The sequence below is a fragment of the Methylophaga sp. F7 genome, assembly GCF_056863975.1.
On sequence record NZ_CM166511.1, the window covers coordinates 379,258 to 402,975 of the forward strand.

The 23,718-nt window shown below is 45.9% G+C and carries 26 protein-coding genes and 1 pseudogene; 15 read left to right on the forward strand and 12 right to left on the reverse strand.

Annotated elements, in window-relative coordinates; translation table 11 throughout:
- The first annotated feature begins 51 nt into the window (after positions 1-51).
- From crcB to rluB, 6 genes and pseudogenes are all read left to right on the forward strand, one after another.
- Positions 52-426: a fluoride efflux transporter CrcB gene (gene crcB, locus AC08OG_RS01935; RefSeq protein WP_292403871.1), complete on the forward strand. Its 375-nt coding sequence runs from the start codon at positions 52-54 to the stop codon at positions 424-426.
- Positions 423-713, forward strand: coding sequence for a DUF190 domain-containing protein (locus AC08OG_RS01940; protein WP_292354578.1), 291 nt, complete (start codon positions 423-425; stop codon positions 711-713). The genes crcB and AC08OG_RS01940 overlap by 4 nt, the downstream gene beginning before the upstream one ends.
- 1 nt (position 714) lies before the next feature.
- Positions 715-1,989 carry a serine--tRNA ligase gene (gene serS, locus AC08OG_RS01945; RefSeq protein ID WP_482929963.1) on the forward strand — a complete coding sequence of 425 codons (1,275 nt, stop codon included), beginning with the start codon at positions 715-717 and terminating at the stop codon, positions 1,987-1,989.
- Positions 1,982-2,661 (forward strand): annotated as a pseudogene (locus AC08OG_RS01950) (site-2 protease family protein). Before serS ends, AC08OG_RS01950 begins: the two are co-directional and overlap by 8 nt.
- 35 nt (positions 2,662-2,696) lie before the next feature.
- Positions 2,697-3,914, forward strand: a complete 1,218-nt coding sequence (locus AC08OG_RS01955) for a tryptophan--tRNA ligase (protein WP_292403878.1) — start codon at positions 2,697-2,699, stop codon at positions 3,912-3,914.
- A gap of 401 nt (positions 3,915-4,315) precedes the next feature.
- Positions 4,316-5,236 (forward strand): 23S rRNA pseudouridine(2605) synthase RluB, encoded by a 921-nt coding sequence (gene rluB, locus AC08OG_RS01960; RefSeq protein WP_292403880.1) that lies wholly within the window; start codon positions 4,316-4,318, stop codon positions 5,234-5,236.
- Here the strand turns inward: rluB and AC08OG_RS01965 are convergent.
- From AC08OG_RS01965 to ispB, 7 genes are all read right to left on the reverse strand, one after another.
- A complete protein-coding gene (locus AC08OG_RS01965; RefSeq protein ID WP_292403883.1) occupies positions 5,233-6,159 on the reverse strand; it encodes a GGDEF domain-containing protein in 927 nt (308 codons plus the stop codon). The genes rluB and AC08OG_RS01965 overlap by 4 nt on opposite strands.
- A gap of 89 nt (positions 6,160-6,248) precedes the next feature.
- On the reverse strand, positions 6,249-7,010 hold the full coding sequence (locus AC08OG_RS01970; protein WP_439502975.1) for an SDR family NAD(P)-dependent oxidoreductase: 762 nt from the start codon (positions 7,008-7,010) through the stop codon (positions 6,249-6,251).
- Between the two features lie 8 nt (positions 7,011-7,018).
- The gene (locus tag AC08OG_RS01975) at positions 7,019-7,384 is read right to left on the reverse strand and encodes a hypothetical protein (protein WP_292403890.1); all 366 of its coding nucleotides are present in this window, start codon (positions 7,382-7,384) and stop codon (positions 7,019-7,021) included.
- A gap of 72 nt (positions 7,385-7,456) precedes the next feature.
- Entirely contained in the window at positions 7,457-8,728 is a 1,272-nt protein-coding gene (gene hpnE / locus AC08OG_RS01980) for a hydroxysqualene dehydroxylase HpnE (RefSeq protein ID WP_482930570.1), read from the reverse strand.
- 12 nt (positions 8,729-8,740) lie between these two features.
- Positions 8,741-9,598, reverse strand: a complete 858-nt coding sequence (gene hpnD, locus AC08OG_RS01985; protein ID WP_292403896.1) for a presqualene diphosphate synthase HpnD — start codon at positions 9,596-9,598, stop codon at positions 8,741-8,743.
- Complete coding sequence (locus AC08OG_RS01990) at positions 9,595-9,897, reverse strand: (2Fe-2S) ferredoxin domain-containing protein (RefSeq protein ID WP_292354597.1); 303 nt, start codon at positions 9,895-9,897, stop codon at positions 9,595-9,597. Before AC08OG_RS01990 ends, hpnD begins: the two co-directional genes overlap by 4 nt.
- A gap of 62 nt (positions 9,898-9,959) precedes the next feature.
- Positions 9,960-10,928 (reverse strand): octaprenyl diphosphate synthase, encoded by a 969-nt coding sequence (gene ispB, locus AC08OG_RS01995; RefSeq protein WP_292403898.1) that lies wholly within the window; start codon positions 10,926-10,928, stop codon positions 9,960-9,962.
- A gap of 166 nt (positions 10,929-11,094) precedes the next feature.
- On the opposite strand from ispB, the gene rplU reads away from it, so the two are divergent.
- The 4 genes from rplU (at position 11,095) to proB (ending at position 13,971) form a co-directional block, all read left to right on the forward strand.
- Positions 11,095-11,406, forward strand: a complete 312-nt coding sequence (gene rplU, locus AC08OG_RS02000) for a 50S ribosomal protein L21 (RefSeq protein ID WP_069295453.1) — start codon at positions 11,095-11,097, stop codon at positions 11,404-11,406.
- 28 nt (positions 11,407-11,434) lie between these two features.
- Positions 11,435-11,692: a 50S ribosomal protein L27 gene (rpmA, locus tag AC08OG_RS02005; protein WP_014705802.1), complete on the forward strand. Its 258-nt coding sequence runs from the start codon at positions 11,435-11,437 to the stop codon at positions 11,690-11,692.
- A gap of 96 nt (positions 11,693-11,788) precedes the next feature.
- Positions 11,789-12,838, forward strand: coding sequence for an Obg family GTPase CgtA (gene cgtA, locus AC08OG_RS02010; RefSeq protein ID WP_292354604.1), 1,050 nt, complete (start codon positions 11,789-11,791; stop codon positions 12,836-12,838).
- A gap of 2 nt (positions 12,839-12,840) precedes the next feature.
- Entirely contained in the window at positions 12,841-13,971 is a 1,131-nt protein-coding gene (gene proB, locus AC08OG_RS02015) for a glutamate 5-kinase (protein ID WP_292354606.1), read from the forward strand.
- A gap of 62 nt (positions 13,972-14,033) precedes the next feature.
- Here the strand turns inward: proB and rpsT are convergent, their stop codons facing one another.
- Positions 14,034-14,294 (reverse strand): 30S ribosomal protein S20, encoded by a 261-nt coding sequence (gene rpsT / locus AC08OG_RS02020; RefSeq protein ID WP_292354608.1) that lies wholly within the window; start codon positions 14,292-14,294, stop codon positions 14,034-14,036.
- A gap of 108 nt (positions 14,295-14,402) precedes the next feature.
- Between rpsT and AC08OG_RS02025 the strand changes: the two genes are divergently transcribed.
- Both AC08OG_RS02025 and AC08OG_RS02030 read left to right on the forward strand, forming a co-directional pair.
- Positions 14,403-15,182, forward strand: a complete 780-nt coding sequence (locus AC08OG_RS02025) for an exodeoxyribonuclease III (RefSeq protein WP_292403912.1) — start codon at positions 14,403-14,405, stop codon at positions 15,180-15,182.
- Between the two features lie 55 nt (positions 15,183-15,237).
- Positions 15,238-15,405: a DUF6435 family protein gene (locus AC08OG_RS02030; protein WP_482929964.1), complete on the forward strand. Its 168-nt coding sequence runs from the start codon at positions 15,238-15,240 to the stop codon at positions 15,403-15,405.
- An 834-nt stretch (positions 15,406-16,239) separates the two neighbouring features.
- On the opposite strand, the gene recQ is transcribed toward AC08OG_RS02030, so the two are convergent.
- Positions 16,240-18,366 carry a DNA helicase RecQ gene (gene recQ / locus AC08OG_RS02035; RefSeq protein WP_482929965.1) on the reverse strand — a complete coding sequence of 709 codons (2,127 nt, stop codon included), beginning with the start codon at positions 18,364-18,366 and terminating at the stop codon, positions 16,240-16,242.
- A 181-nt stretch (positions 18,367-18,547) separates the two neighbouring features.
- Between recQ and AC08OG_RS02040 the strand changes: the two genes are divergently transcribed.
- A complete protein-coding gene (locus tag AC08OG_RS02040; RefSeq protein ID WP_292354615.1) occupies positions 18,548-18,895 on the forward strand; it encodes a cupin domain-containing protein in 348 nt (115 codons plus the stop codon).
- Between the two features lie 625 nt (positions 18,896-19,520).
- Here AC08OG_RS02040 and AC08OG_RS02045 read toward each other — a convergent pair.
- The 3 genes from AC08OG_RS02045 to dinB form a co-directional block, all read right to left on the reverse strand.
- A complete protein-coding gene (locus AC08OG_RS02045) occupies positions 19,521-20,189 on the reverse strand; it encodes a hypothetical protein (RefSeq protein ID WP_482929966.1) in 669 nt (222 codons plus the stop codon).
- A 101-nt stretch (positions 20,190-20,290) separates the two neighbouring features.
- Entirely contained in the window at positions 20,291-20,806 is a 516-nt protein-coding gene (locus AC08OG_RS02050) for a DinB/UmuC family translesion DNA polymerase (RefSeq protein WP_482929967.1), read from the reverse strand.
- The gene (dinB, locus tag AC08OG_RS02055) at positions 20,778-21,389 is read right to left on the reverse strand and encodes a DNA polymerase IV (RefSeq protein WP_482929968.1); all 612 of its coding nucleotides are present in this window, start codon (positions 21,387-21,389) and stop codon (positions 20,778-20,780) included. Before dinB ends, AC08OG_RS02050 begins: the two co-directional genes overlap by 29 nt.
- A 222-nt stretch (positions 21,390-21,611) precedes the next feature.
- Between dinB and AC08OG_RS02060 the strand changes: the two genes are divergently transcribed.
- Positions 21,612-23,084, forward strand: a complete 1,473-nt coding sequence (locus tag AC08OG_RS02060) for an AmpG family muropeptide MFS transporter (RefSeq protein WP_482929969.1) — start codon at positions 21,612-21,614, stop codon at positions 23,082-23,084.
- Positions 23,085-23,095: 11 nt separating this feature from the next.
- On the forward strand, positions 23,096-23,686 hold the full coding sequence (locus tag AC08OG_RS02065; protein WP_482929970.1) for a hypothetical protein: 591 nt from the start codon (positions 23,096-23,098) through the stop codon (positions 23,684-23,686).
- Positions 23,687-23,718: the final 32 nt, after the last annotated feature.

Below are 23,718 nucleotides of genomic sequence, written 5' to 3' on the forward strand. Positions count from 1 at the left end.
TTGCCGTGATTCAGGTAAAATAACTCACTTGCTAATTACAGGGCATAACCCGTGTTACAACTTTTTGCTATCGCTGTAGGTGGCGCAGTTGGCGCTATAATGCGTTTTGCTATGTCTAACGGCGTTTATAAATTATTCGGTCGTGACTTTCCCTATGGAACATTAGCAGTGAATGTCCTGGGTTCTTTGCTTATCGGGGTGCTGTTCATTCTGCTGATTGAAAAACTTGCCGTAGCGGCGGAATGGCGTGCTGGTTTGCTGGTTGGATTACTCGGTGCATTTACCACGTTTTCAACCTTTTCTCTGGAAACGTTTACGTTGATGGAAAATGGTGCTTTTCTTAAAGCGGGATTAAATGTGTTTTTAAGCGTTGTATTATGTCTGGCAGCAACCTGGTTGGGTATTAGTCTTGGAAGACAGCTATGAATCTGACATTGGTAAGAATTTATTTATCTGATGGTCGGCATGAAGTACGGCAGGTCATTAAATGGCTTGAGCAGAATAAAATTCGCTTTACCGTATTTCGCGGCATCGCGGGTCTGGGGTCAGATGGGTTAGTACATAAAGCTTCATTATTGGATCTTTCGTCGGATCTGCCGATGGTTATTGAACTTTTTGATAAACCGGAACAAATAAACGATATCATCACCACAATAAAAACACTGGTTGAGGCTGATCATATTGTCAGCTGGCCAGTTCAAAGCGGAATTTAACATGTTAGACCTCAAATTATTACGTACCGAACCGCAGGAAGTTGCAAAAGGTTTGGCTCGTCGTGGCTTTCAGCTTGACGTTGGATTGCTGGAAACCCTGGAAGCAGAACGCCGTCAGGCACAGCTTGATGCGCAGACATTGCAAACCGAGCGCAATGCTCGTTCCAAAATGATAGGTAAGGCAAAAGCTTCCGGTGAAGATATTGCGCCATTACTGGCCGAAATTGATGATTTAGGCGATCAGCATAAAGCTGCCGAGGCGAGATTAGCTAAAGTTCTGGAACAGCTTAATGAGCTGGCAATGGGAGTGCCGAATATCCCGCAGGCCGATGTGCCTGCCGGTAAAGATGAAAACGACAATGTAGAAATCTCTCGTTGGGGTACGCCGCGTCAATTTGATTTTGAACCGAAAGATCACGTGGATCTGGGCGCCGGTCTGCAGCAGATGGATTTTGAAACGGCGGCCAAAATTACGGGGGCGCGTTTTGTAACGTTAACCGGACAACTGGCCCGTCTGCAACGGGCATTAATCCAGTTGATGCTGGATACCCATATTACCGAGCATGACTATACTGAAACCTACGTGCCTTATCTGGTCAACGCTGATTCATTGCGTGGTACCGGACAATTGCCCAAGTTTGCTGAAGATTTGTTTGCCGTTGATGATGGCCAGCTCTATCTGATTCCAACCGCTGAAGTTCCAGTAACCAACATTGTGCGTGACAGTATTGTTGATGCTGCACAGTTGCCATTGAAGTTTGTCGCTCATACACCGTGTTTTCGCAGTGAAGCCGGTTCACATGGGCGGGATGTGCGTGGTTTGATTCGTCAGCATCAATTCGAAAAAGTTGAGCTGGTACAGATTGTTGCGCCGGAAGCATCGGCTGAAGCACATGAGGAATTGACCGGACAAGCTGAAAAAATCCTGCAAATGCTGGGTTTACCCTACCGTAAAATGCTGCTTTGCACAGGTGATATGGGCTTTGCGTCTACTAAAACCTATGATTTGGAAGTCTGGTTACCCAGCCAGAATACCTATCGTGAAATATCATCCTGCAGTAACTTTGGTGATTTTCAGGCACGTCGCATGCAGGCGCGCTGGCGGAACCCTGAAACGGGAAAACCCGAACTGGTTCATACGCTTAATGGATCAGGGCTGGCTGTCGGCCGCACCTTGTTGGCTATTTTGGAAAATCATCAACAGGCCGATGGTAGCGTCATTATTCCCGAGCCACTTCGTGCCTATATGGGCGGTGTAGATAAAATTCATGGGTGACGAGTTTAGTCTGATCCAGAAGATCATTATCTGGACATTACCGGTTTTATTTGCGATTACCGTACATGAAGTCGCTCATGGTTGGGCTGCGTTAAAACTGGGTGATAAAACGGCCCAGATGATGGGGCGTCTGACACTCAATCCAATCAAGCATATTGATCCGCTGGGTACTATTCTGGTTCCGGGGTTATTGCTTATGTTTACCGGATTTATGTTTGGCTGGGCTAAACCCGTCCCGGTGACTTTCCAGAATCTGCGCAATCCAAAAAAGATATGGCCTGGGTGGCTTTGGCCGGACCCGGAGCAAATCTGGTAATGGGTTTTTTATGGGCCATGGTCGCCAAGCTGGGTCTGGTGTTGGCAGTGAATGACGTACTGATTTCCGGACCGATGATTTACATGGGTGTGGCGGGTGTATTAGTGAATGGCATGTTGATGTTGCTAAATCTGTTACCTTTGCCTCCACTAGATGGGGGCAGGGTATTAGTCAGCATTTTGCCGCCTCACCTGGCATGGCGAGTGGAAAAAGTTGAACCTTACGGCTTTTTTATCTTGCTGGCGTTACTCTATTTTGGCATCGTTATGATGATTTTATGGCCTTTGATGCAGGCTTATATGGGATTGCTGGCATTTATTTTTGATATGCCAATGCAAGTATTCTTTATTTTATAAAACACTGAATTGAGCAAGCTCATCAGGAGATTATTTTGGACACGGTAGCGTATCAGTCACGTCGTATTGTTTCAGGCATGCGCCCGACAGGGCAATTGCACTTGGGGCATTATCATGGTGTGCTGAAAAATTGGATTAAATTACAACACGAATTTGATTGCTTCTTTTTCGTTGCTGATTGGCATGCGTTGACGACTCACTATGAAGATAGTCGAGTGATTGAAGACAGTGTCTGGGAAATGGTCGTTGATTGGCTGGCTGCCGGAATTGAGCCATCATCCGCTTCATTATTCCTGCAATCACGGGTGCCGGAACATGCTGAGCTGCATTTATTATTATCGATGATCACGCCTTTATCCTGGCTGGAACGCGTACCAACCTACAAAGATCAGCAGGAAAAACTTAAAGAAAAAGATTTATCGACCTATGGTTTTTTAGGTTATCCGCTGCTGCAAAGTGCTGATATTTTGATTTATCGGGCAGGTCAGGTACCGGTTGGTGAAGATCAAGTGGTGCATGTTGAGTTAACACGTGAAATTGCCCGTCGCTTTAATCATATTTATGGACGTGAAGCGGATTTTGAAGAAAAAGCTGAAGCTGCCGTAAAGAAAATGGGTAAGAAAAACGCCAAGTTATATAACCATTTGCGTAAAGCCTATCAGGAGCAGGGTGATGCAGAAGCGTTGCAGACTGCTCGTGAACTCTTAAAAAATCAGCAAAGTCTGGCGCTTGGTGATATGGAGCGTTTATTTGGTTTTCTGGAAGGTGGCGGTAAAGTCATCCTGCCCGAACCAAAAGCGCTGCTGACACCGGCTCCTAAAATGCCAGGACTGGATGGACAGAAAATGTCCAAATCCTATGGCAATACCATTTCTTTGCGTGAATCTGATCAATCTGTCGCCGAAAAAATTAAGCGCATGCCAACCGATCCAAACCGTGTACGCCGCACCGATCCGGGTGAACCCGATAAATGTCCGGTTTGGCAATTACATGAAGTCTATTCAGATGAAGGTCAGAAAAAATGGGTTCAGGAAGGTTGCCGCTCGGCTGGAATCGGTTGCCTTGATTGTAAGGGTCCATTGATCGATTCGGTGATTGCCGAACTCAAACCTATCCGTGAACGGGCAGATGATTTCAGCAGACATCCAGAAGATGTACGACGTATTATTGATGATGGCAGTGCTGCAGCAAGAGAAGTGGCTCAGGAAACATTGAGCGAAGTTCGTGCAGCAATGGGGCTGGCTTATAAATAGTCTACAGGGACAAGTTATCTTTAATAGCCACCTCTGTTATGACTGAAAACCAGCCAAACAAGGTGAGAGAAGAGAGGTTGTGAGATAATTCCATGTATCTCACCCCTAGTGGGACTTGCGCTCAAAAACGCTCCCGGCGTTTTGGTAGTGGCCCACAATAAACGATTAACATATTAGACCGGTGCGCACCTCCCTAGACGCGCGGTATATCGTCCATTCGTGGACGGAAGTGGCACATTTTCAGTCACAACCCATAGGGCTGGGACGAGATTTGTCTACATCTGCGTTAGAAATGACCTATGTAGAATGAGTACATTTCATCATTTCCGCCTTGTTATAAACAAATCTCGTTTCCAGCAGTGTTGGCGATGAAAAATAAACTGGCCCAAGGAAAAACTATTATGGCTGAAAGAATACAAAAAGTACTGGCACGTGCCGGCTATGGCTCACGACGCTTGATTGAGAGCTGGATAAAAGATGGAAAATTACAGGTCAACGGTGTTCCAGCAACGCTGGGTGATCAGATTACTGAAAAGGATAGAGTCACACTTGAAGGGCGACCTTTATCATCCAAGCGCATCTGGCAACAAAGCATGCCGCAGGTTTTGCTGTATCACAAACCGGTAGGTGAAGTGTGTACTCGCAGTGATCCGGAAGGCCGCAGAACCATATATCAATCTTTACCTGTGCCGGAAGAAGGTCGCTGGGTCAGTGTGGGACGTCTGGATTTGAATACCAGTGGTTTGATCATCCTGACCACAGATGGTGAATTGGCTAATCAGTTAATGCATCCATCCAATGAAATGGATCGTGAGTATGCAGTTCGTGTCCTTGGGGAAGTCACTTCGGAGATGATGCAAACCTTACGCGATGGTGTTGAACTGGAAGATGGTAAAGCCCATTTTTCTGATATTCAGCCAGGTGGTGGTGAAGGTGCAAACAGCTGGTTTCATGTAGTGATTCAGGAAGGCCGTAACCGTGAAGTCCGACGACTGTGGGAAAGCCAGGGCGTGCAGGTAAGCCGTTTGGTTCGTCTGCGTTACGGTCCGGTCATCATGCCAAATAAACTCAAGCCTGGCCGCTGGATGATGCTGGAAGGCAAAGAGTTGGAATATCTATATGAAGAAGCTGGTTTAAAAACAAAAACCACTAAACGCGGTAGTGTGGAAAAAGTGGCGGCAGTCAAGGATGTGGAGGTAGAAAAAGCGCCAAAATCCAAGTGGCCAGATAAACCGGCAAAAAAGGCTTCACCCAGATCAAGAAAAGCTGATGATCAACCGGCTAAACGAGGCCCACGGATTCGTGGACGTAATGACCGTTAAAATATCTCGCGGGAAGATATGACCTGATTGCGACCAGCAAATTTTGCCTGATATAAGGCCTCATCTGCTTTAAGAAACAAGTTATCGGCTGATTCACCGACACACAAATCTGCCAGACCAATACTGACTGAAATGGGAAACTTCTGTTCGGTATTGGTCTGGTTCAACTCATTAATCGCCAAGCGTAATCTTTCTGCCGCCTGCAAAGCTGCTTCATGATTGCTATGGCTGAGTACTATCGCAAATTCTTCACCACCAATTCGAAACAGTGCATCACTGCGACGTAAACTGGACAATAATGTATCCGCTACCCGGCATAACGTATCATCACCGACCTGATGCCCAAAACTGTCATTAATTTTCTTGAAGTAATCAATATCAAGCACCATCAGCGATAGCGGCAGTTTTAGTCGATGAGCCAGGTCTATTTCACGTTCAATGGTGTTTTTATAAGCCTGCCGGTTAGGAAGCTGCGTTAACATATCCGTCAAAGCAGCATCTAATGCCCGAGCGTATTGCAGACTGTTTCTCAGTGGGTATACAAGTTTGCACAATAAATCCTCTACCAGATTGATTTCGCTATCAGAAAAGCGATATCCGCGACTGACAGTCAACTGACCAAGATATTCATGATCAATTTCAAGCTGATAATTACATTTATGATGACGCTTGGCGCCCAATCTGAACTCAAATTTATTATCTGGATGCGTAAACTGAAGACCACTGTGGGCGAGTAATGGTTTGATTTGCTCGTCAAACAATCTGAGGAGCTGTCTGGTATCCAGTGAAGTTTGCAGAATTAAGGGGAGTTTTGCCAACGCATCTTCGCGTTCCACTGAAACAGGAGTCGCTTGTACAACTGAAACGGTATTCTGTTCCAGGCGACGCAAATTTGTAGTGTCTGAAGGCAATGAATGAATCATGAGCACGCTCGTAAATAAGATAATTTACAATAACCATGCTAAATATATGCCATGGTTAAATTAATCAATAAATACAACGTGTTATAGAGTTATGCCAAAACTTTGACGGGCAATTCCATCTGCGCATTCACACATTGGCCATGTAAATGGCCGCTTTGGTCACTGGCAAGATAGAGATATGCCGGTATGACCGCGCTTGGTTCGGGGAGGTGTTGAGGATCTGTTGCTGGATAAACCCGTGCATGCAATTTAGTTTTTACTTGGCCAGGTTCAATGCAATTCACCCTGACTTTCGCGGCAGCTTCCATTTCCAGGGCTAACTGTTGGCAAAAACATTCAATAGCCGCTTTGCTCAATCCATAAGCACCTCGATAGGCCTTATCATGCTGACTGTCGGTAGTGAAAATAATAAAACTTTGCTGTTCGGTGGTTTGTAACAGGGGAAGACAGGCATGCGTCAGTAAAAAGGCGGCCGTCAAATTAACTTGAAGTGTTTCTGCCCATTGTTTGATGTCCTGATTGGCGATTGGAGCCAATTGTCCTACATCTGCTGCGCAATGCACTAAACCATCTAGTCGACCAAAAGTTACTTTTATGGTCTGTGCAAGTTGCTGATAGTCATCCGCTGTCGCACCTTTAAAATCCACTGGAAATATTGCGGGCTCAATGCCGCTTTCCTGCAGAATGACATCGTACAATTTTTCTAACTGAGCAATATTTTTGTCTAGCAGAATAATCGTCGCACCATGTCTTGCATAGGCCAAAGCGACTTCGCTACCGATGCCACCAAGGGCACCGGTAACAAGCACAACTTTACCGCTGAGTATGGACTGCTCAGCTTGTGACAACATACAGGTCTTTATTCAGATTTGGGAATAATACGTCCGTAGGTAACTTTACCATCAAGTAATTGTGCAATGATGGTAGCGTCATCATTATGCCACTCAAGTGTTTCCATATTCATTTGGTCTAATGTTCTTTCCTGAGCAATATCTGGTTCACCATAAGCTGAGATAAGTTCGTCTCTGGTCATTCCAGCTTGGATACCGTCTTCGCTACCTTCGGAGGTTGCTTCTGTTGCTTCAGGAGCAGATTCAACAGTTGCAGGAGATGATGTCTCTGTTTCGCTACTATCGGTAACAGCAGTATCGCTTTCATCACTGCAGGCGATCAGTGCCAGACTCAGAAAAAGACCGGTAAAAATTAAACGCATACGATTTAACATGACATCCCCTCTTTAGGTTTAATGAACTAATCTTCGAGTATAACAAGCAATCGCAAGGATATCGACATGTTGTTAGGAGAATTTTCCCGCTAAAATTTTTTCAGCGGCCCGATAGCCATTCATAACAGCACTCTCTAGTGTTGCTGGATAGGGATTTTCAGCGTAATCACCAGCGATCCAAAGGCCATCAATAGTTGTTTTACAGCTTGGTCTTTGGTTGTTTTCAACCACTCCGCAACAAAATGTAGCTCTTTTATCACGAATAACATGTGCGGTGTGATAGTTAGCCGGTAATTCCGGTAAAAGCTCTGTTAATGCTAAAACGACCTGTTCAGTCAGTTGCTGTTTAGTCAGTGATTCATGTTCTCCAGGGCCGCTGATAACGACAGCAATTAATCCCGGAGACTGATCTGATCTGTCAAAGACCCAATGGGGTAAGGTATTGCTCAAACCGATAATTGGTTCCTTTAGCCGGAATTGCGGTGAATACTGCAAATAGACTGTACTTATTGGATATTCAGAAACTGGTGGAAGATTAAGCTGCTCACCTAAAAGCTTATAGAGAATACCGGGGGAGACGGCGACAATAATATTATCTGCAGCAATATATTCTTTGTTACCGGTAATAATCCCAGCCACTTTGCCAGCCTCAATAATAATTTTTTCAATACGACTCTGTAACCTAACTTCCCCACCATGCTCTGTTATAAAACGTCTCGAAGGTTCAGGCAGTACATCACCCAGCGGTTTTTTCGGGATCAGCAAATCAGCCGATTTTCTTTTTGCGGTAAGACTATCCCTGAGAGTTGCAGCAAAAACACTGGCTGAAGCTTGTTCTATCGGTGTATTTAAAATCGCCAGACATAACGGGCCCCACAACTGCGTGATAAGTCTTGCCGATTGGCCTGTCTGGCGACACCACTGCTCTACAGTAATATTATGTGTATATGAGGGAGCGTTAAGTTGACGTGCTAATCGTAAAAAAAGCCGTAATTCTTGCCAGCCGAGACTGGAATAAAGTCTGGGTAAAAGAGCAAGTTGCCAGGGTAAAAGGCGGTTTGCAGATAAATGTAATGGGGGGAACTTCGAATCAAGGATGTGTAGATCCAAAGCTTTACGATGAAAAACGCTGTTTTCTTCAATACCGATTCGCTGAAGCAGATCGAGCATGTTTTGGTATGCACCAATCATCAGATGCTGACCATTATCTATTTCGAGATCTTGCCATTTGATGGTGCGGGCCCGCCCGCCAAGTTGTTTTGCTGCTTCGAACAGAATAGGCTTTTGCCCAGCTTCGGCTAAACGGACAGTCGCTGCAAGTCCGCTCCATCCACCACCAATAATGAGGGGGGCATATTAATTCTGGCTTTTGGCGAGCTTTTTTTCACGTCGGTAAGTGCACCAGGCCAGCCATAATTTACGAATCGGAGTAAGTGAGACTCGCTGTTTCATTACTTGGAAATTATCAATGGCAATTTCCTGCAAAGTAGTGCGATAAATTTCGGCCATAATCAGTGCGGTGCATTGATGATATCGATCCTGCGTGGGCAGCAGCTGCATCGCTTCCTGATAAAACTGCTCGGCACGCTGCGCCTGAAACTCGAGTAACTTTGTCAGCGCTTCGGTTTGTTGTAAATCCAGAATACTTTGTTCGCTGACACCAAATTGTTGCATTTCGTCCAAAGGCAGATAAATACGGCCGCGCTCAGCATCTTCACGAACATCACGAATAATATTGGTGAGTTGAAAAGCCAGTCCCAGTTTCTCGGCAAATTTCAGCGTACTTCGATCGGAAAAACCAAATATCTGTGCTGACAGTAAACCCACAACACTGGCAACTCGATGACAATATAAGGCCAGATTTTTATAGGCTGGATAACGATGTTGAGTTAAGTCCATTTCCATGCCATCAATGATCTCGTGAAAATATTCTTCATGCAGATCAAAATCCTGCAGGGTCTCAGCGAGGGCTTTTCCAACGGGATGAGTGGCTTGTCCGAGAAAGGTATTTGCTACTTCCTGACGCCACCAGGCGAGAGTTTGTGCTGCAACTAACGGATCACTTATCTCATCAACCGCATCGTCAACTTCACGACAAAAAGCATATAGAGCCATAATGGCATTGCGCTTTTTTGTGGGTAAAAAAAGGAAACTATAATAGAAGCTTGAACCACTTTTCGCCGCTTTATCCCGGCAATATTGTTGCGGTGTCATTTTAATAGTCGCTCAACAATTTTGCCGTTGACCAGGTGAGTGTCGATGATTTCATCGATATCTGCTTTATCATGATATTGATACCAGACACCTTCCGGATAAATCACCATGATCGGACCTAATTTGCAGCGATTCAGGCAACCTGAATTATTCACCCGGACTTTTTTCAGTTTGAGTTCTTTAACCCGTTGCTTGGCATAATCACGCAGTGACTGTGCGCCGTGTTCTTCACAATAATCGCTGCCATCATCGCGTTGATGGGTGCAAATGAACATATGATATTTATATATTTCAGCCATAGCCGTTCAGCCTAACCAAGCTAAGTTAAATATACAAAATGAATATCTACTCATAGCCGTATTTAAAAGTGGCGGGAAACAGCAAAATCAGCCAATCCGATTAAGGCCGCTTTGTATTGTGAATCTGGAACGATACTGAGATAGGCCTTGGCCTGCTCGACTTCCTTGCGGGCTGCCGCGGCGGTGTAGTCAATGGCGCCAGTGCTGTGGATAATGTCAATAATGTCATTGATTTTATCACGTTGGCCATGTTCAATTGCTTCACGAATGACCGCGGACTGTTCCCTGGAGCCATTTTGCATGGCATAAATCAGCGGTAACGTCGGTTTGCCTTCAGCAAGATCATCACCAATATTTTTGCCAATAGTTTCACTGGAAGCGCTGTAATCGAGTAAGTCATCCACCAGTTGGAAGGCACTGCCAAGATGCATCGCATACTGCGCTAATGCCGTTTCAATTTCCGCAGAGGCATTACTGATTAACGCACCTAGCTGCCCAGCCGCTTCAAATAATTTGGCGGTTTTATGATGAATGACCTGCAGATAGCGTTCTTCAGTGGTGTCTGCATCATGCACATTAAGTAGCTGTAAGACTTCACCCTCGGCAATCACGTTAGTGGTATGTGACAGGATTTGCATCAGGCGCATCGAATCCAGTTCCACCATCATTTCAAATGCGCGGGTATAAAGAAAATCACCCACCAATACACTGGCTTCATTTCCCCATACGCTGTTGGCCGTTTCCTGGCCCCGGCGCATCGTTGAATTGTCGACCACATCATCATGCAGCAGGGTCGCGGTGTGAATAAATTCAATGATGGTGGCAAGATTAATATGCGCAGTTGCCTGATGATTGCAGGCACGGGCACTTAACAAAGCAATAGCCGGGCGCAAGCGTTTGCCGCCACTATTGATGATGTAATGGCCAAGCTGATTAATTAATACAACCTCAGATTGCAGCCGATGTTGTATCATGGCGTCAACTGAATCCATATCCTGCTGGATGAGTGCGTAAATGGATTGTATATCCACGGGGCGTTTGTCTGCCTGTTCTAGATGAATTAAACGCGTACTTTCTCACGGGTAACAGCGATTCGCAAATAATTCAATTTGCATTTGATCTGAATGTAGAAAGCGGTTAAAATTCCCGGTCTTTTGTTGGGTTACCCACAATAACATTTATTTTTTGGAGAAAGCGATGTACGCTATTGTCGCGACTGGTGGTAAGCAGTACCGAGTTAAAGAGGGCGAAAAGCTCCGCGTTGAAAAATTGCCAGGTGAAGTGGGTGATACCATTGAACTGGGTGAAGTTTTATTGATCGGTGAAGGCGAAGACATTAAAGTCGGCGCACCCTTCTTAGATGGCGCAAAAGTAACAGCAACTGTGGCCTCAGTTGGTCGTGCGGACAAAGTTAAAATCATCAAATTCCGTCGTCGTAAGCACCATCGGAAACAGATGGGACATCGCCAATCTTATACAGAAATTGAAATCACTGGCATCACTGCCTAAGATTTGACAAATTTAAAGAGGATTTAACATGGCTCATAAGAAAGCTGGTGGTAGTACCCGCAACGGTCGCGACTCCGAGTCGAAACGCCTTGGTGTTAAACGTTTTGGCGGTGAAGCAGTATTAGGCGGCAACATTCTGGTTCGTCAACGCGGCACTCGTTACCATGCAGGTCGTAACGTTGGTATCGGTAGAGACCACACATTGTTTGCGACAGCCAATGGTAAAGTTGTATTCGAAACCAAAGGTGCGAACAATCGCATGTTTGTCAGCGTCATCGCTGAATAAAGAATTTGTTAGCCCGTTGGGGCAAACAGCTGAAAGCCCCGCTGATGCGGGGTTTTTTGTTTGTGGCAATTATTAAAAAATTATCTGGTCGGCAGTATGAAATTTGTTGATGAAGCGAAAATAAAAATCAGCGCGGGTGCCGGCGGTAATGGTTGCCTGAGCTTTCGTCGTGAAAAATATATCCCCTTCGGTGGTCCGGATGGCGGTGATGGTGGTGACGGGGGCGATGTGTATCTGCTGGCAGATACACAAGTAAACACTCTTATCGATTTCCGCTATAAACGTAACTTTAAAGCCCAGCGTGGCGAACATGGCCGCGGCAAACTTTGCAGCGGTGCCCGTGGCGAAGATTTGGTTATTAAAGTGCCCGTAGGTACCGAAGCCTGGGATGAAGACACCAATGAACTGATTGGTGACTTAGCCAAACACGGCGATAAGCTTATGGTGGCAAAAGGTGGCTGGCACGGTCTGGGAAATGCCCGCTACAAATCCAGTATCAATCGTGCACCGCGCCAAACCTCAGATGGAACCCCAGGCGAAGAGCGTACCTTACGCCTTGAAATGAAATTATTAGCCGATGTCGGGTTATTGGGTTTACCAAATGCCGGAAAATCCACCTTTATCAGTCAGGTTTCTGCCGCCCAACCAAAAGTAGCCGATTATCCTTTTACGACGTTGCATCCAAATCTAGGTGTGGTGACACTCAGAGATGTACGCAGCTTTGTTATTGCCGATATTCCCGGCCTGGTTGAAGGTGCAGCTGAAGGTGCCGGTTTGGGTATTCAGTTCCTTAAGCATTTAACCCGCACTCGATTGCTATTACATCTGGTTGATATGGCCCCAGTTGATGTGAAACAGGATCCAGTGGAAAGCGTTAAAATTATTAACCGTGAATTACTCCATTACAGCGATGCCCTCGGCAAGCAGCCGCAATGGCTGATTCTGAATAAAATGGATTTGGTCCCGGATGATATCCGTGACGAACTTACACAGGAAGTGTTGACCCGTCTTGATTGGCAAGGACCTGTCTACAAAATCAGTGGACAGACTGGTGAAGGTTGCGCGCAGTTGTGTGAAGATATCATGCAATACTTGGATGATTTACGTCAGAGTGAGCAGCCTCCCGCTAAACCCATCGAGGAATAACTGTGGAAAATCCGCATCAGCAACTTTTATCAACCAAACGTTGGGTGATTAAAATTGGTAGTGCTTTATTAACCAAGCCCGGAGAAGGCCTGGATGTGGATCGTATTCGCTGGCTGAGTGGCGAAATTGCCGAATTGAGAAGTCAGGGTAAAGAGATCGTTCTGGTCACCTCCGGCTCAGTTGCCGCGGGTATGCAAAGACTGGGCTGGCGAAAACGTCCACATGCTTTGCATCAGTTACAAGCTGCAGCCAGTGTGGGACAGATGGGACTTATCCATGCTTATGCCACGGCGTGTGAACAACACGGCATTCACACCGCACAAATTCTACTGACTCACTCTGATCTAGCGGATCGTGGCCGCCATTTGAATGCGCGCAGTGCATTGCATACTTTGCTTGAGATGGGCATTCTGCCGGTTGTTAACGAAAACGATACCATTGCCACTGACGAAATCCGATTTGGTGATAATGACACTCTGGCAGCCATGACCGCTAATCTGGTTGAAGCCGATGTTTTGGTTATCCTGACCGATCAGGATGGCTTGTTTGATAGTGATCCACGATTAAACCCCAATGCCAGAATGCTGGCAGCCTCTGCGGCCAATAATCCAAATCTGGATGGTATGGCGGGTGACAGTAAAGGCGAATTAGGCCGTGGTGGTATGGCAACCAAATTAGCGGCGGCCAGACGCGCGGCAAGATCCGGCGCGACTACGGTGATTCTATCTGGCAAACATCCACTGAATTTACGTCATCTGGCGGCAGGTCAGGGCGTGGGCACATTACTATGGCCCGACATTAAACCGATTAAAGCTCGTCAGCAGTGGCTTGCCGGACATTTGGTTCCTAAAGGTCGTCTGATGCTTGATGATGGTGCTGTCGCGGTAATAAAACAGCAAGGTCGAAGTATTTTACCGGTAGGTGTGCGTCAGGTAGATGGACAGTTTACCCGTGGTGAACTGGTTTTATGCACAGATCTGCAGGGGCGGGAAGTGGCTCGCGGCCTGGTGAATTACAGCGCTGATGAGGCCGTAAGGATTATGGGGCAGCCTAGTCAGGCGATTCAAAGCTTATTAGGATACGTTGATGAACCGGAATTAATTCATCGGGATAATCTGGTCGTCACGGGATAAATGACAGACATAAAAAAACCGGCGCGAGCCGGTTTTTTTAGCTGATTCTATAGAACAGTCAATTACATTGCGCGGACAGCGTTGTTTAAACGGCTTTTGCCACGTGCAGCAGTATTTTTATGAATCAGGCCTTTACGAGCCATGCGATCCAGAACTGGAACTGCAGCTTGAAATGCAGCAACGGCTTGTTCTTTATCACCAACAGCAATCGCTTTTCTGAGTGCTTTTACTTTAGTACGCATCGCTGAACGCTGACTAGCGTTCAATTGACGGTGAGTTTCCGCCTGACGGGCGCGTTTTTTTGCTTGTGCTGAGTTTGCCAAAGTGTTTCTCCTAAGAATCAGCTATTTGTATATGAACCGGGCATTATCCTGATTTTGCTTCCATTTGTAAATGGTATGATGCTGTCTTTTTTCAAGCACGAGTGAATGATGCGAATTATATCAGCGAATTTGAACGGGATCCGAGCCGCTGCGCGAAAAGGATTTTTTGACTGGTTAAAAAAACAAGATGCCGATGTTGTGTGTATTCAGGAAACAAAAGCGCAAGTACATCAGCTGGAAGACAAGATTTTCACTCCTGAAGGCTACCACTGCTATTACCACGACGCGGTCAAAAAAGGTTACAGCGGCGTAGCAATCTACAGCCGTCTTCAGCCGGATGAAGTTATTACCGGTATGGGCAATGCCGAGTTCGATATAGAAGGTCGATATATCGAAGCCAGATTTGGCAAGCTCAGCGTGATTTCCCTCTATCTGCCATCAGGAACATCTGGTGATGAACGCCAACAGGTGAAGTATCGCTGCATGGAGTTTTTCGAAAATAAAATGCAGGAAATGAAAGAATCCGGTCGTGATTACATTATTTGCGGCGACTGGAATATCGCCCATAAAAACGAAGATATCCGTAACTGGAAAGGCAATCAGAAAAACTCCGGCTTTTTACCGGAAGAGCGCGCCTGGCTGGACAAGTTGTTTTATGAGATGAATTTTGTCGATGCTTTCCGCGAGTTACCACAAGCAGAGCACGAGTACACCTGGTGGTCGAATCGTGGACAGGCCTGGGCCAATAACACCGGATGGCGCATTGATTACCATATTCTGAGCCCGAGTCTCAAAGGTAAAGTCAAAGCCACTAATATTTATCGGGATGAACGTTTCTCGGATCATGCGCCGTTGACCATTGATTACGATTACAAGCTAAATGATTAATGAACTTTCAGTGTTTGTTTCTCTCTGATTAGCATCTATCTCAGAGAAACAACCCATGTTTTCATTATTCAAGTCGGATCCTGTCAAAAAACTAAAAAAGCAACTTGCTCAAAAACAGGAGCAAGCCATGCTCGCACAGCGCAGGGGTGATATACGGAAATTTGCTACGCTTACCGAGGAGTCTCAAGTATTGGCAGATGAAATCAAGCGGCTTGAATCTTAATCTAGAGTAGGTTGAGCTGAGGTACGAAACTCAACAATCGGATTGAGATTTTCAACCTTGTCGCTGCCGCTGGGCGTTCATTTATTTTGCGTACCCACAAATTCATCGGGAATGAATTTGGATGCCGGAGGCACCCGAAGGGTGAGCGACAGGGATGTCGCGAATCAAAATAAACGAACCAAACAAAAAGACAGTTTTGGGATTCACATACATCGGTAACAGGTTAATTCAACTACATGGGTTACCCCCGATCGCTCAATAACTTGTATTGTGACTTTCAACTTAGCAATTTCGGACTAAAGCCCGAGTTCATTTCTTTTGTTTGCCCAAAAGAAACGAACCAAAGAAAAGGGCAGCCCATGCTCGCCCTGCGGGTTCCCTGTGCTTCTCGATCTGGTCGGGCATGACGGAAACTCGCTGCGCTCAGACAGCCGTCATGCTGATCCGACCAGCTCTGCGATGCTCGGCTTCGCATAAGGGCATCAAGGAAAATGCCTCAAGCGTGGTGCTCGTGGATCCCCCTTTTGTGTTGACGAGTAGCGGCTTTTTGTCAGGATTAGAGACTTACCTGTTTGAGCGAAGCGAGTTTGGTGAGTCTCCCTGACAAAAAACGCAACGCAGTGGAGCCGCAGGCCAGCACAAGGGGTGCCCTTGGGTTGTTAGGGAATTGGGCACGCAATTCCCTGACTCGCATTCATGCGAAATCTTAATGGTGAATCGATTAGAAGAACTTATTGATTTTCTAATCTTGAGATAGCTCCTTTAGCGGCAGCACAAAAGAAGATGGTTAGAAATCACTGCTGAATGCAATGAAGGCCAAATTAGCTAAAAACGTTAATAAATAGAAGCCCTGACACAACGAATCACCCCATAATCATAGGCTTCATCCAACGCTTCAAAAACGGTTTTTAAACTATCTGCTTCATCACCAAGTGACTCAATGGTCGAGATGATTTCATTAAATTCATTATCAGCCAGATCCAGCACTTTTTTAACATCCAGCAAACCCGCTTCAATGCCATCTGACAGGTGACTGTATATCGTGCTGACTTTTAACTCACGCTGTTTCGCTATTTGATCAGGGCTCATTCCTTGTTCATGCAGCATCAATGTCTGATTCACCGTGTCACGTAAGCCGTTATTTAATAATTCCGATAATGGAAACTGCTGAATAACTGTTAAAAACCGTTGACCGTAATGTTCCAGTTTTTGAGCGCCGACACCGGAAATACGTGCCATGGCTTGCATATCATTAGGTCTGGTCTGACACATTTCCTGCAGCGTTGAATCATGAAAAATCACAAAAGGCGGCACGCCATTTTGTTGGGCGATCTCGGTTCGTAACTGGCGTAACGTATCCCATAGCTCCTGATCCTGAGGACGCACGGTAGATTGTTTTTTCTCTTTTTTGCTGAGCGTTTGTTTGGCTTGCTGTTTACGCAGCAGCAGTTTTTGTTCGCCGCGTAAAATCGACCGACATTTTTCAGTCAGACGTAATGCACCATAACGATTGATATCAATATCAAGATAGCCGGTGGCGATAAGTTGGCGGAAGATACCGCGCCATTGCGTAGCGGTCAGATCTGAGCCAATACCAAACGTACTGAGCTGATCATGCTGGTTGGTCTTGATGCGTTCATCTTCACTGCCCACCAACACATCAATTAGATAATTCACCCCAAAGCGTTGATCGGTCCGATAGACACATGACAAGGCTTTTTGGGCAACTTCAGTAGCATCAAAATGCTCTGGCGGATTCTGACAGTTATCACACTGACCGCAGGTTTCCGGTGACGTTTCATCAAAATAGGCGAGCAGGGCGTGCCGCCGGCAGCTGATGGATTCGCATAAGCCCAACATGGCATCGAGCTTGTGATGTTCGACTCGTTTGATAAGGTCCGGCGCATCAGAATTCTGCATAAACTGACGCAGGGTGATGACATCCTGCAGCCCATAGGCCATCCACGCATTTGCTGGTAAACCATCACGCCCGGCGCGGCCGGTTTCCTGATAATAGGCTTCGATATTTTTTGGCAAATTCAAATGCGCGACAAAGCGTACATCGGGTTTATCAATGCCCATACCAAACGCAATGGTGGCAACAATAATCACGCCCTCTTCGCGTAAAAACCGTTGCTGATGCTTTGCACGCATCTCTGATGATAAACCGGCGTGATAGGGCAAAGCGACGCGACCCTGGTCGCTCAACCACTCAGCAATTGCCTCGACCTTTTTACGAGACAAGCAATAAACAATCCCGGCATCATTGGCATGCTGGGTTTCAATAAACTGCCAAAGCTGTTGTTTGGCCTGATTGGCTTCGGCAATGGCATAAAAAATGTTGCTTCGATCAAAACTGTTCAGATAGACATTGGCGTCATGCAGATTGAGCTGTTCGATGATCTCAATACGAGTGCGTTTATCGGCGGTAGCAGTCAGCGCAATACGTGGAATATCGGGAAAACGTTCATGCAACATGCGCAGTTGCTGATATTCCGGGCGAAAATCATGGCCCCATTGCGATACACAATGCGCTTCATCAATGGCAAACAGTGAAACCTGAATCCGCGACAGCATCGACAGGGTGCGTTCGTTTAATAAACGCTCTGGAGCCACATACAGCAAATCTATCTGGCCGGCTTCAAGCTGAGTCTCAACGGCATTTGCTTCAGCAGCGGATAAACTGGAATTGAGAAATGCCGCGTTAACGCCCAGTTGTTGCAACGCCATCACCTGATCCTGCATCAGGGCAATTAATGGTGACACCACAACACCAGTCCCCGGGCGAATCAGTGCGGGGAGCTGATAACACAAAGATTTACCACCACCAGTCGGCATTAACACCAAGGCATCACCACCGGCAATCACATGGTCAACGATAGTTTGCTGATTGTGACGAAAAGCGCTGTAACCAAAAACGTTTTGTAACACTTCCAGCGCGGGTTGCCCGACATGCTGCATAAGAAATTCAGTGATAAAAGGAAAGGGGCATTATGGCAAATTGTGCTTGGTTTAACATGGGATAGGGACGATAAATTCGGTTTATCGTTCAAAGGCAGGCAAAATAGCGCAGGCAAATCACAAATCGCTTATCTCAAAACAGTCAGGTTTTGGGGATACATCTCAATCTTTAGGAAATAAAATGAAAGAAATAACAGTGGACAGCAACCCCAGTGAAGCTCGTTTAAAACAACTGGGCGTGGCTCACTGGCCAACATGGGAAAAAGGCGTATCGGTTTTCCCATGGTCATTTGTCACCACAGAAATCGCTTATATCGTTGAGGGTGAATGTGTCATGACGCCTAACGATGGTGGCTCACCAACAACTTTTAAAGCCGGTGATTTAGTGGTTTTCCCGAATGGGTATAAAGGTACTTGGGAAGTTAAAAAAGCTTTGAAGAAGCAATTTAAGCACCAGGATGGCAATTTTGTGAAATGTGCTCTTAGCCGTTTTAAGATTTTAAAAAATAAATTTAAATCAAATTCCTAAAACGTTTTTTGATCTCTCTAAGAATGGGCTAACTTCAATGCAGCTCAACAGATAGCTGTCTTCGCGCGCAGGCGGGAATCTAGTGATATATGCAGGTTGGGTTGAGGTACGAAACCCAACAATCTGAATTATATTTTCGACTTTATCGCTGCCGCGGGGCGTTCATTTATTTTGCTTGCCCAAAATAAACGAACCAAACAAAAGGGCAGCCCATGCTCGCCCTGCGGGTTCCCTGCGCTTCTCGATCTGGTCGGGCATGACGGAAACTCGCTGCGCTCAAACAGCCGTCATGCTGATCCGACCAGCTCTGCGATGCTCGGCTTCGCATAAGGGCATCGAGGAAAATGCCTCAAGCGTGGTGTTGCTCGTGGATCCCCCTTTTGTGTTGACGAGTAGCGGCTTTTTGTCAGGATTAGAGACTTACCTGTTTGAGCGAAGCGAGTTTGGTGAGTCTCCCTGACAAAAAACGCAACGCAGTGGAGCCGCAGGCCAACACAAGGGGTGCCTTTTCTTTTGGTTCGTTTTCTTTGGGCAAACAAAGAAAATGAACTCGCCCCATAGGGCGAAACTTTGTGCCAAAACATTTTGATTTGTTGGGTTTCGCAGACTCAACCCAACCCACGGGCTATAATGGCACCTGGGCTTCTGATACATGTTTAGCAATAATTTTATCTCGATGATAAATGATGAGTGCAGCCAAGCTTGAAACACCAATCACAAACATGACTTTGATTCTTTTTTCAGAAAGCTTCTTTTTTATATTCTTATCCTCACTCAAGAATAAAATGGCATCGTCCTTTGAGTCGAAAAGTTTTTTACCTTGAACTGTTGGATGTTCTGCGGTCAATAATTTCTCTAATAAATAGCTATAGACAAATTCTTCGGATAAATGGAGCATTCCAGCAGCTAGATTGCCTCGAGTGAGAGAAAATACCTCATAAATGGCTTCTAAGTTTTCTTCAATAGTAAAAGGTGCTATCTGGTGAGCAAGATCATTTCTTAGTTTTCTCAGCCGATGAATACTATTTATTAGGTCGGCTGGCAGAAGTTGACATACGTAAGCAATATCAAGCTTTGAAGACAAATTTCCAAACGCTCCTCTACTATCAAAAATCTCTTTTTTTCTTTTTTTACTAGTATTTTCAGGAAGTATGGCTTCAAAGAGCTTAGTTAATTGCTCATCCAACATTGAAACACCAATCAAGACGGATCCTCTGTCTGATTCATTCATTAATAATGAATAACTCAGAACTAAAAAATCTAGTGACTCTTGATGTTCAAATAGAGATTCCAAAACTTACCCCTTAAGCCAAAAGTTATTCTTAATTAGTTAAGATCCTAACTCTTCCTCACCAATTATTACACTTGGTTACGTTTTATAACTAACAGGTTCATTCATTCAAGCAACATACCATTCAATCCCAAATCCAACTGCGCCTGCCCCTTCTCATCAACCACCGGCAAATCAAACCCACTCAAACTTAATCCCACCAACCTGACCGGTTTATGCGCAGCCTCCGTCCGAGCCAACAGTTTCGGAATCCATTCCTGCAAATCAGCAAAGCTAATGCTGTGGTCCAGCGTTTGAGCCCGGGTGACTTGCTGAAAGTCAGCATATTTCACTTTCACGGTAACCGTTCTGCCTTGCATATTGTGTTTGGATAAGCTTTCCACCACTTGCTGAGCGAGATCTAGCAGGATGTTGGTTAGCTCAGGAATTGACAGGATATCTTTGGAAAAAGTGGTTTCCTTGCCCAATGATTTACGGATACGTTGACTGCGTACCGGACGTTCATCAATCGCCCGGGCGATGTTGTAATAATACTGACCTGATTTACCGAAGCGCTCGGTGAGTTCAGTTAACGATTTCTGCCGTAAGTCATTACCAGTATGGATACCGAGGTTTTTCATCTTGGCTTCTGGTGGCGGGGCCGATTCCGTGAAATTTGCCGATGGGTAGTTTGTTTACAAATTCCTGACCTTGCTCGGGGCGGATCAGATAAAGGCCATCGGGTTTATCCATATCAGAAGCAATTTTGGCGAGAAATTTATTGTAGGAGACGCCAGCCGAAGCGGTGAGTCCAGTCTCGGCGAGGATTTCAGCTTTGATGGCTTTGGCAATCAAGGTAGCAGAGCCATTAAATGATTCGGTATATGTGACATCCAGATAGGCTTCATCTAAAGAAAGCGGTTCGACTTCTGAGGCATAGCGCCAGAATATTTCGCGGATCTGGTTGGACACTTCTTTATAGGCGTCAAAACGGGGGCGGACAAAAATGGCTTCGGGGCATAAACGATAAGCTCTTGATGAAGCCATCGCTGAATGAATACCAAATTTGCGCGCTTCATAACTGCACGCAGCGACTACGCCGCGGCTGTCGGGTTGACCACCGACGATTAGCGGTTTGCCTTTTAACTCGGGAAAGTCACGTTGTTCAACCGAGGCATAAAACGCGTCCATATCCACATGAATGATTTTTCGTTGTTTAGCCATTAAGAATTAGTGTTGGTAAGTTCTCGGTATTTTCTCATAAACCACATGCTGATGTGCCAATAGATATTGCAATCTTGATCCGACAGTCATTTCAGAGTGGATTGCCGGAAGCGTCAATGTTACTTTAGCGAATTAAACCTCATCAGTGAGCTTACGTTTGATTGCAAGTATCCGTTCCTGGCAAGAAAGTCTGCGGGCTTTTTTACCCCCCAAGTTGTCACCATGCTGTTTCTCGGCATTGCGGCGGGGTTGCCGTTATTACTGATTTTTTCCTCTCTCAGCCTATGGTTACGTGAAGCGGGGGTCGATCGCAGCGCAGTCACTTATTTCAGTTGGGCGGCGCTGGGTTATTCATTTAAATTTGTCTGGGCGCCGCTGCTAGATATTCTGCCATTACCGATTTTGCATCGCCTGTTAGGTCGACGGCGTAGCTGGTTATTTTTGTCACAGCTGATGATTATCGCTTCGATCATAATGATGGCGATGGTTGATCCGGCAACACATTCCTTAACCTTAATGGCTGTTGCGGCTGTGTTACTGGGCTTTTCAGCCGCGACGCAGGATGTGGTGATTGATGCCTATCGTATCGAGTCTGCCGATACCCGTTTGCAGGCATTAATGTCTGCCAGTTATATCGCCGGATATCGCATCGGTATGCTGATGGCTGGGGCTGGTGCGTTGATGCTGGCCAGTTATTTTGGCTCTGAAATGGGTGAGTACGATTATCTGGCGTGGCGGCAAAGCTATTTAATTATGGCGGCACTGATGCTAATTGGTGTGGTCACCACCTTGTTAAGCCCTGAACCTGAAGTAAATAAAAAGGTTCATGAGGAGCGCAAGCGGGATTATCTGGGGTTGATGCTGACTTTTGCGTTGTCGATAAGCGGATTTATTGCCTGTTTCTATCTCACCAGCGACTGGGCTGGTCAGGCACGTCTGCAGTTACTTAACGTTTTTAATAATGGCCCTATGTCGGCGGTTGGTGTTGAGTTAGTGCGTTTAGTGCTGGCCACCATGGTGGCCGTGATTATTGCCAGAGTGTTGATCTTGATGGGCTGGGCGCAGAAAAGCATTGTGCATCGAAGCTATGTTGAACCAGTGCAGGATTTCTTCAAACGCTACGGCCTATCGATGGCGTTGTTGCTGCTTTCGTTGATTGGGTTATATCGAATATCCGATATTGTGCTGGGTGTTGTGGCCAATATTTTTTATCAGGATATGGGCTTCACCAAGCCAGAGATTGCCACGGTGGTGAAAACATTTGGTTTGTTTATGACCATTGTTGGTGGTTTTCTTGGCGGTATTCTAGCGTTACGTTTTGGGGTGATGCGCATCCTGTTTTTAGGGGCGGTTTTATCGGCATTGACCAATCTGTTGTTTATGCTGCTTGCCCAAATGGGCAATGATATCTGGATGCTATATATCGTGATTTCTGCTGATAATCTGTCCGGCGGTATGGCGAGTGCCGCCTTTATTGCATTTTTATCCAGCCTGACCAATATCTCGTTTACCGCGGTGCAATATGCCATTTTCAGTTCATTAATGACCTTATTGCCGAAAATCCTTGGAGGGTATTCCGGGACGATGGTTGAAAGCATTGGTTATGAGCAGTTCTTTTTGATGACTGCCTTAATGGGGGTACCAGTATTGCTGCTGGTCTTCCTGGCTGCCCGCCGTTTTCGAATTGATGGTTAGCTGATTAGCTTATGTGGCGTTGGCTCTTCATTATCATGGTGATCTTTGTTGGCTGGCGTTACTGTTCACCCGACGCCATCCATTACGCCGCGCCTGATAAAGTCATAGATAAAGCACCTTTACAAGCCGAAGTAGCAGATCTTCCGTCTATTCCTTTTGATGACTATGTAATACAGCCGATGGCTGAATTTACCCTGGAAGCCAGAGTACTGGCACGGGAAGATTATTGGTTAGGACGTGAAACTGATTTATCACCCACCGATTTGGTATTGGGCTGGGGAGAAATGGCGGATCCTGAAGTTGTTAAACAGATCAACATTCGCCAGTCCGGTCGCTGGTATTTCTGGCAGGTCGATTCATTTCCGATTCCTCGTCGGAACATTGAAACCCAAAGCGCCAATATGCATTTGATTCCGGCGAATGATGAAGTCGCCAGAACGCTTAAGCAGATCCGTCCGGGACAATTAATTACGCTGCAGGGCTATCTGGTAAATGTGAATGCCGATGATGGCTGGCGCTGGCGCAGTTCGTTAACTCGGGATGATACCGGTGCCAATGCCTGTGAATTAATTTACGTGAAACAACTGAAAATCATTTCCTGACAACTGATTTTAGCGGGAAATCTCCCCGAAAT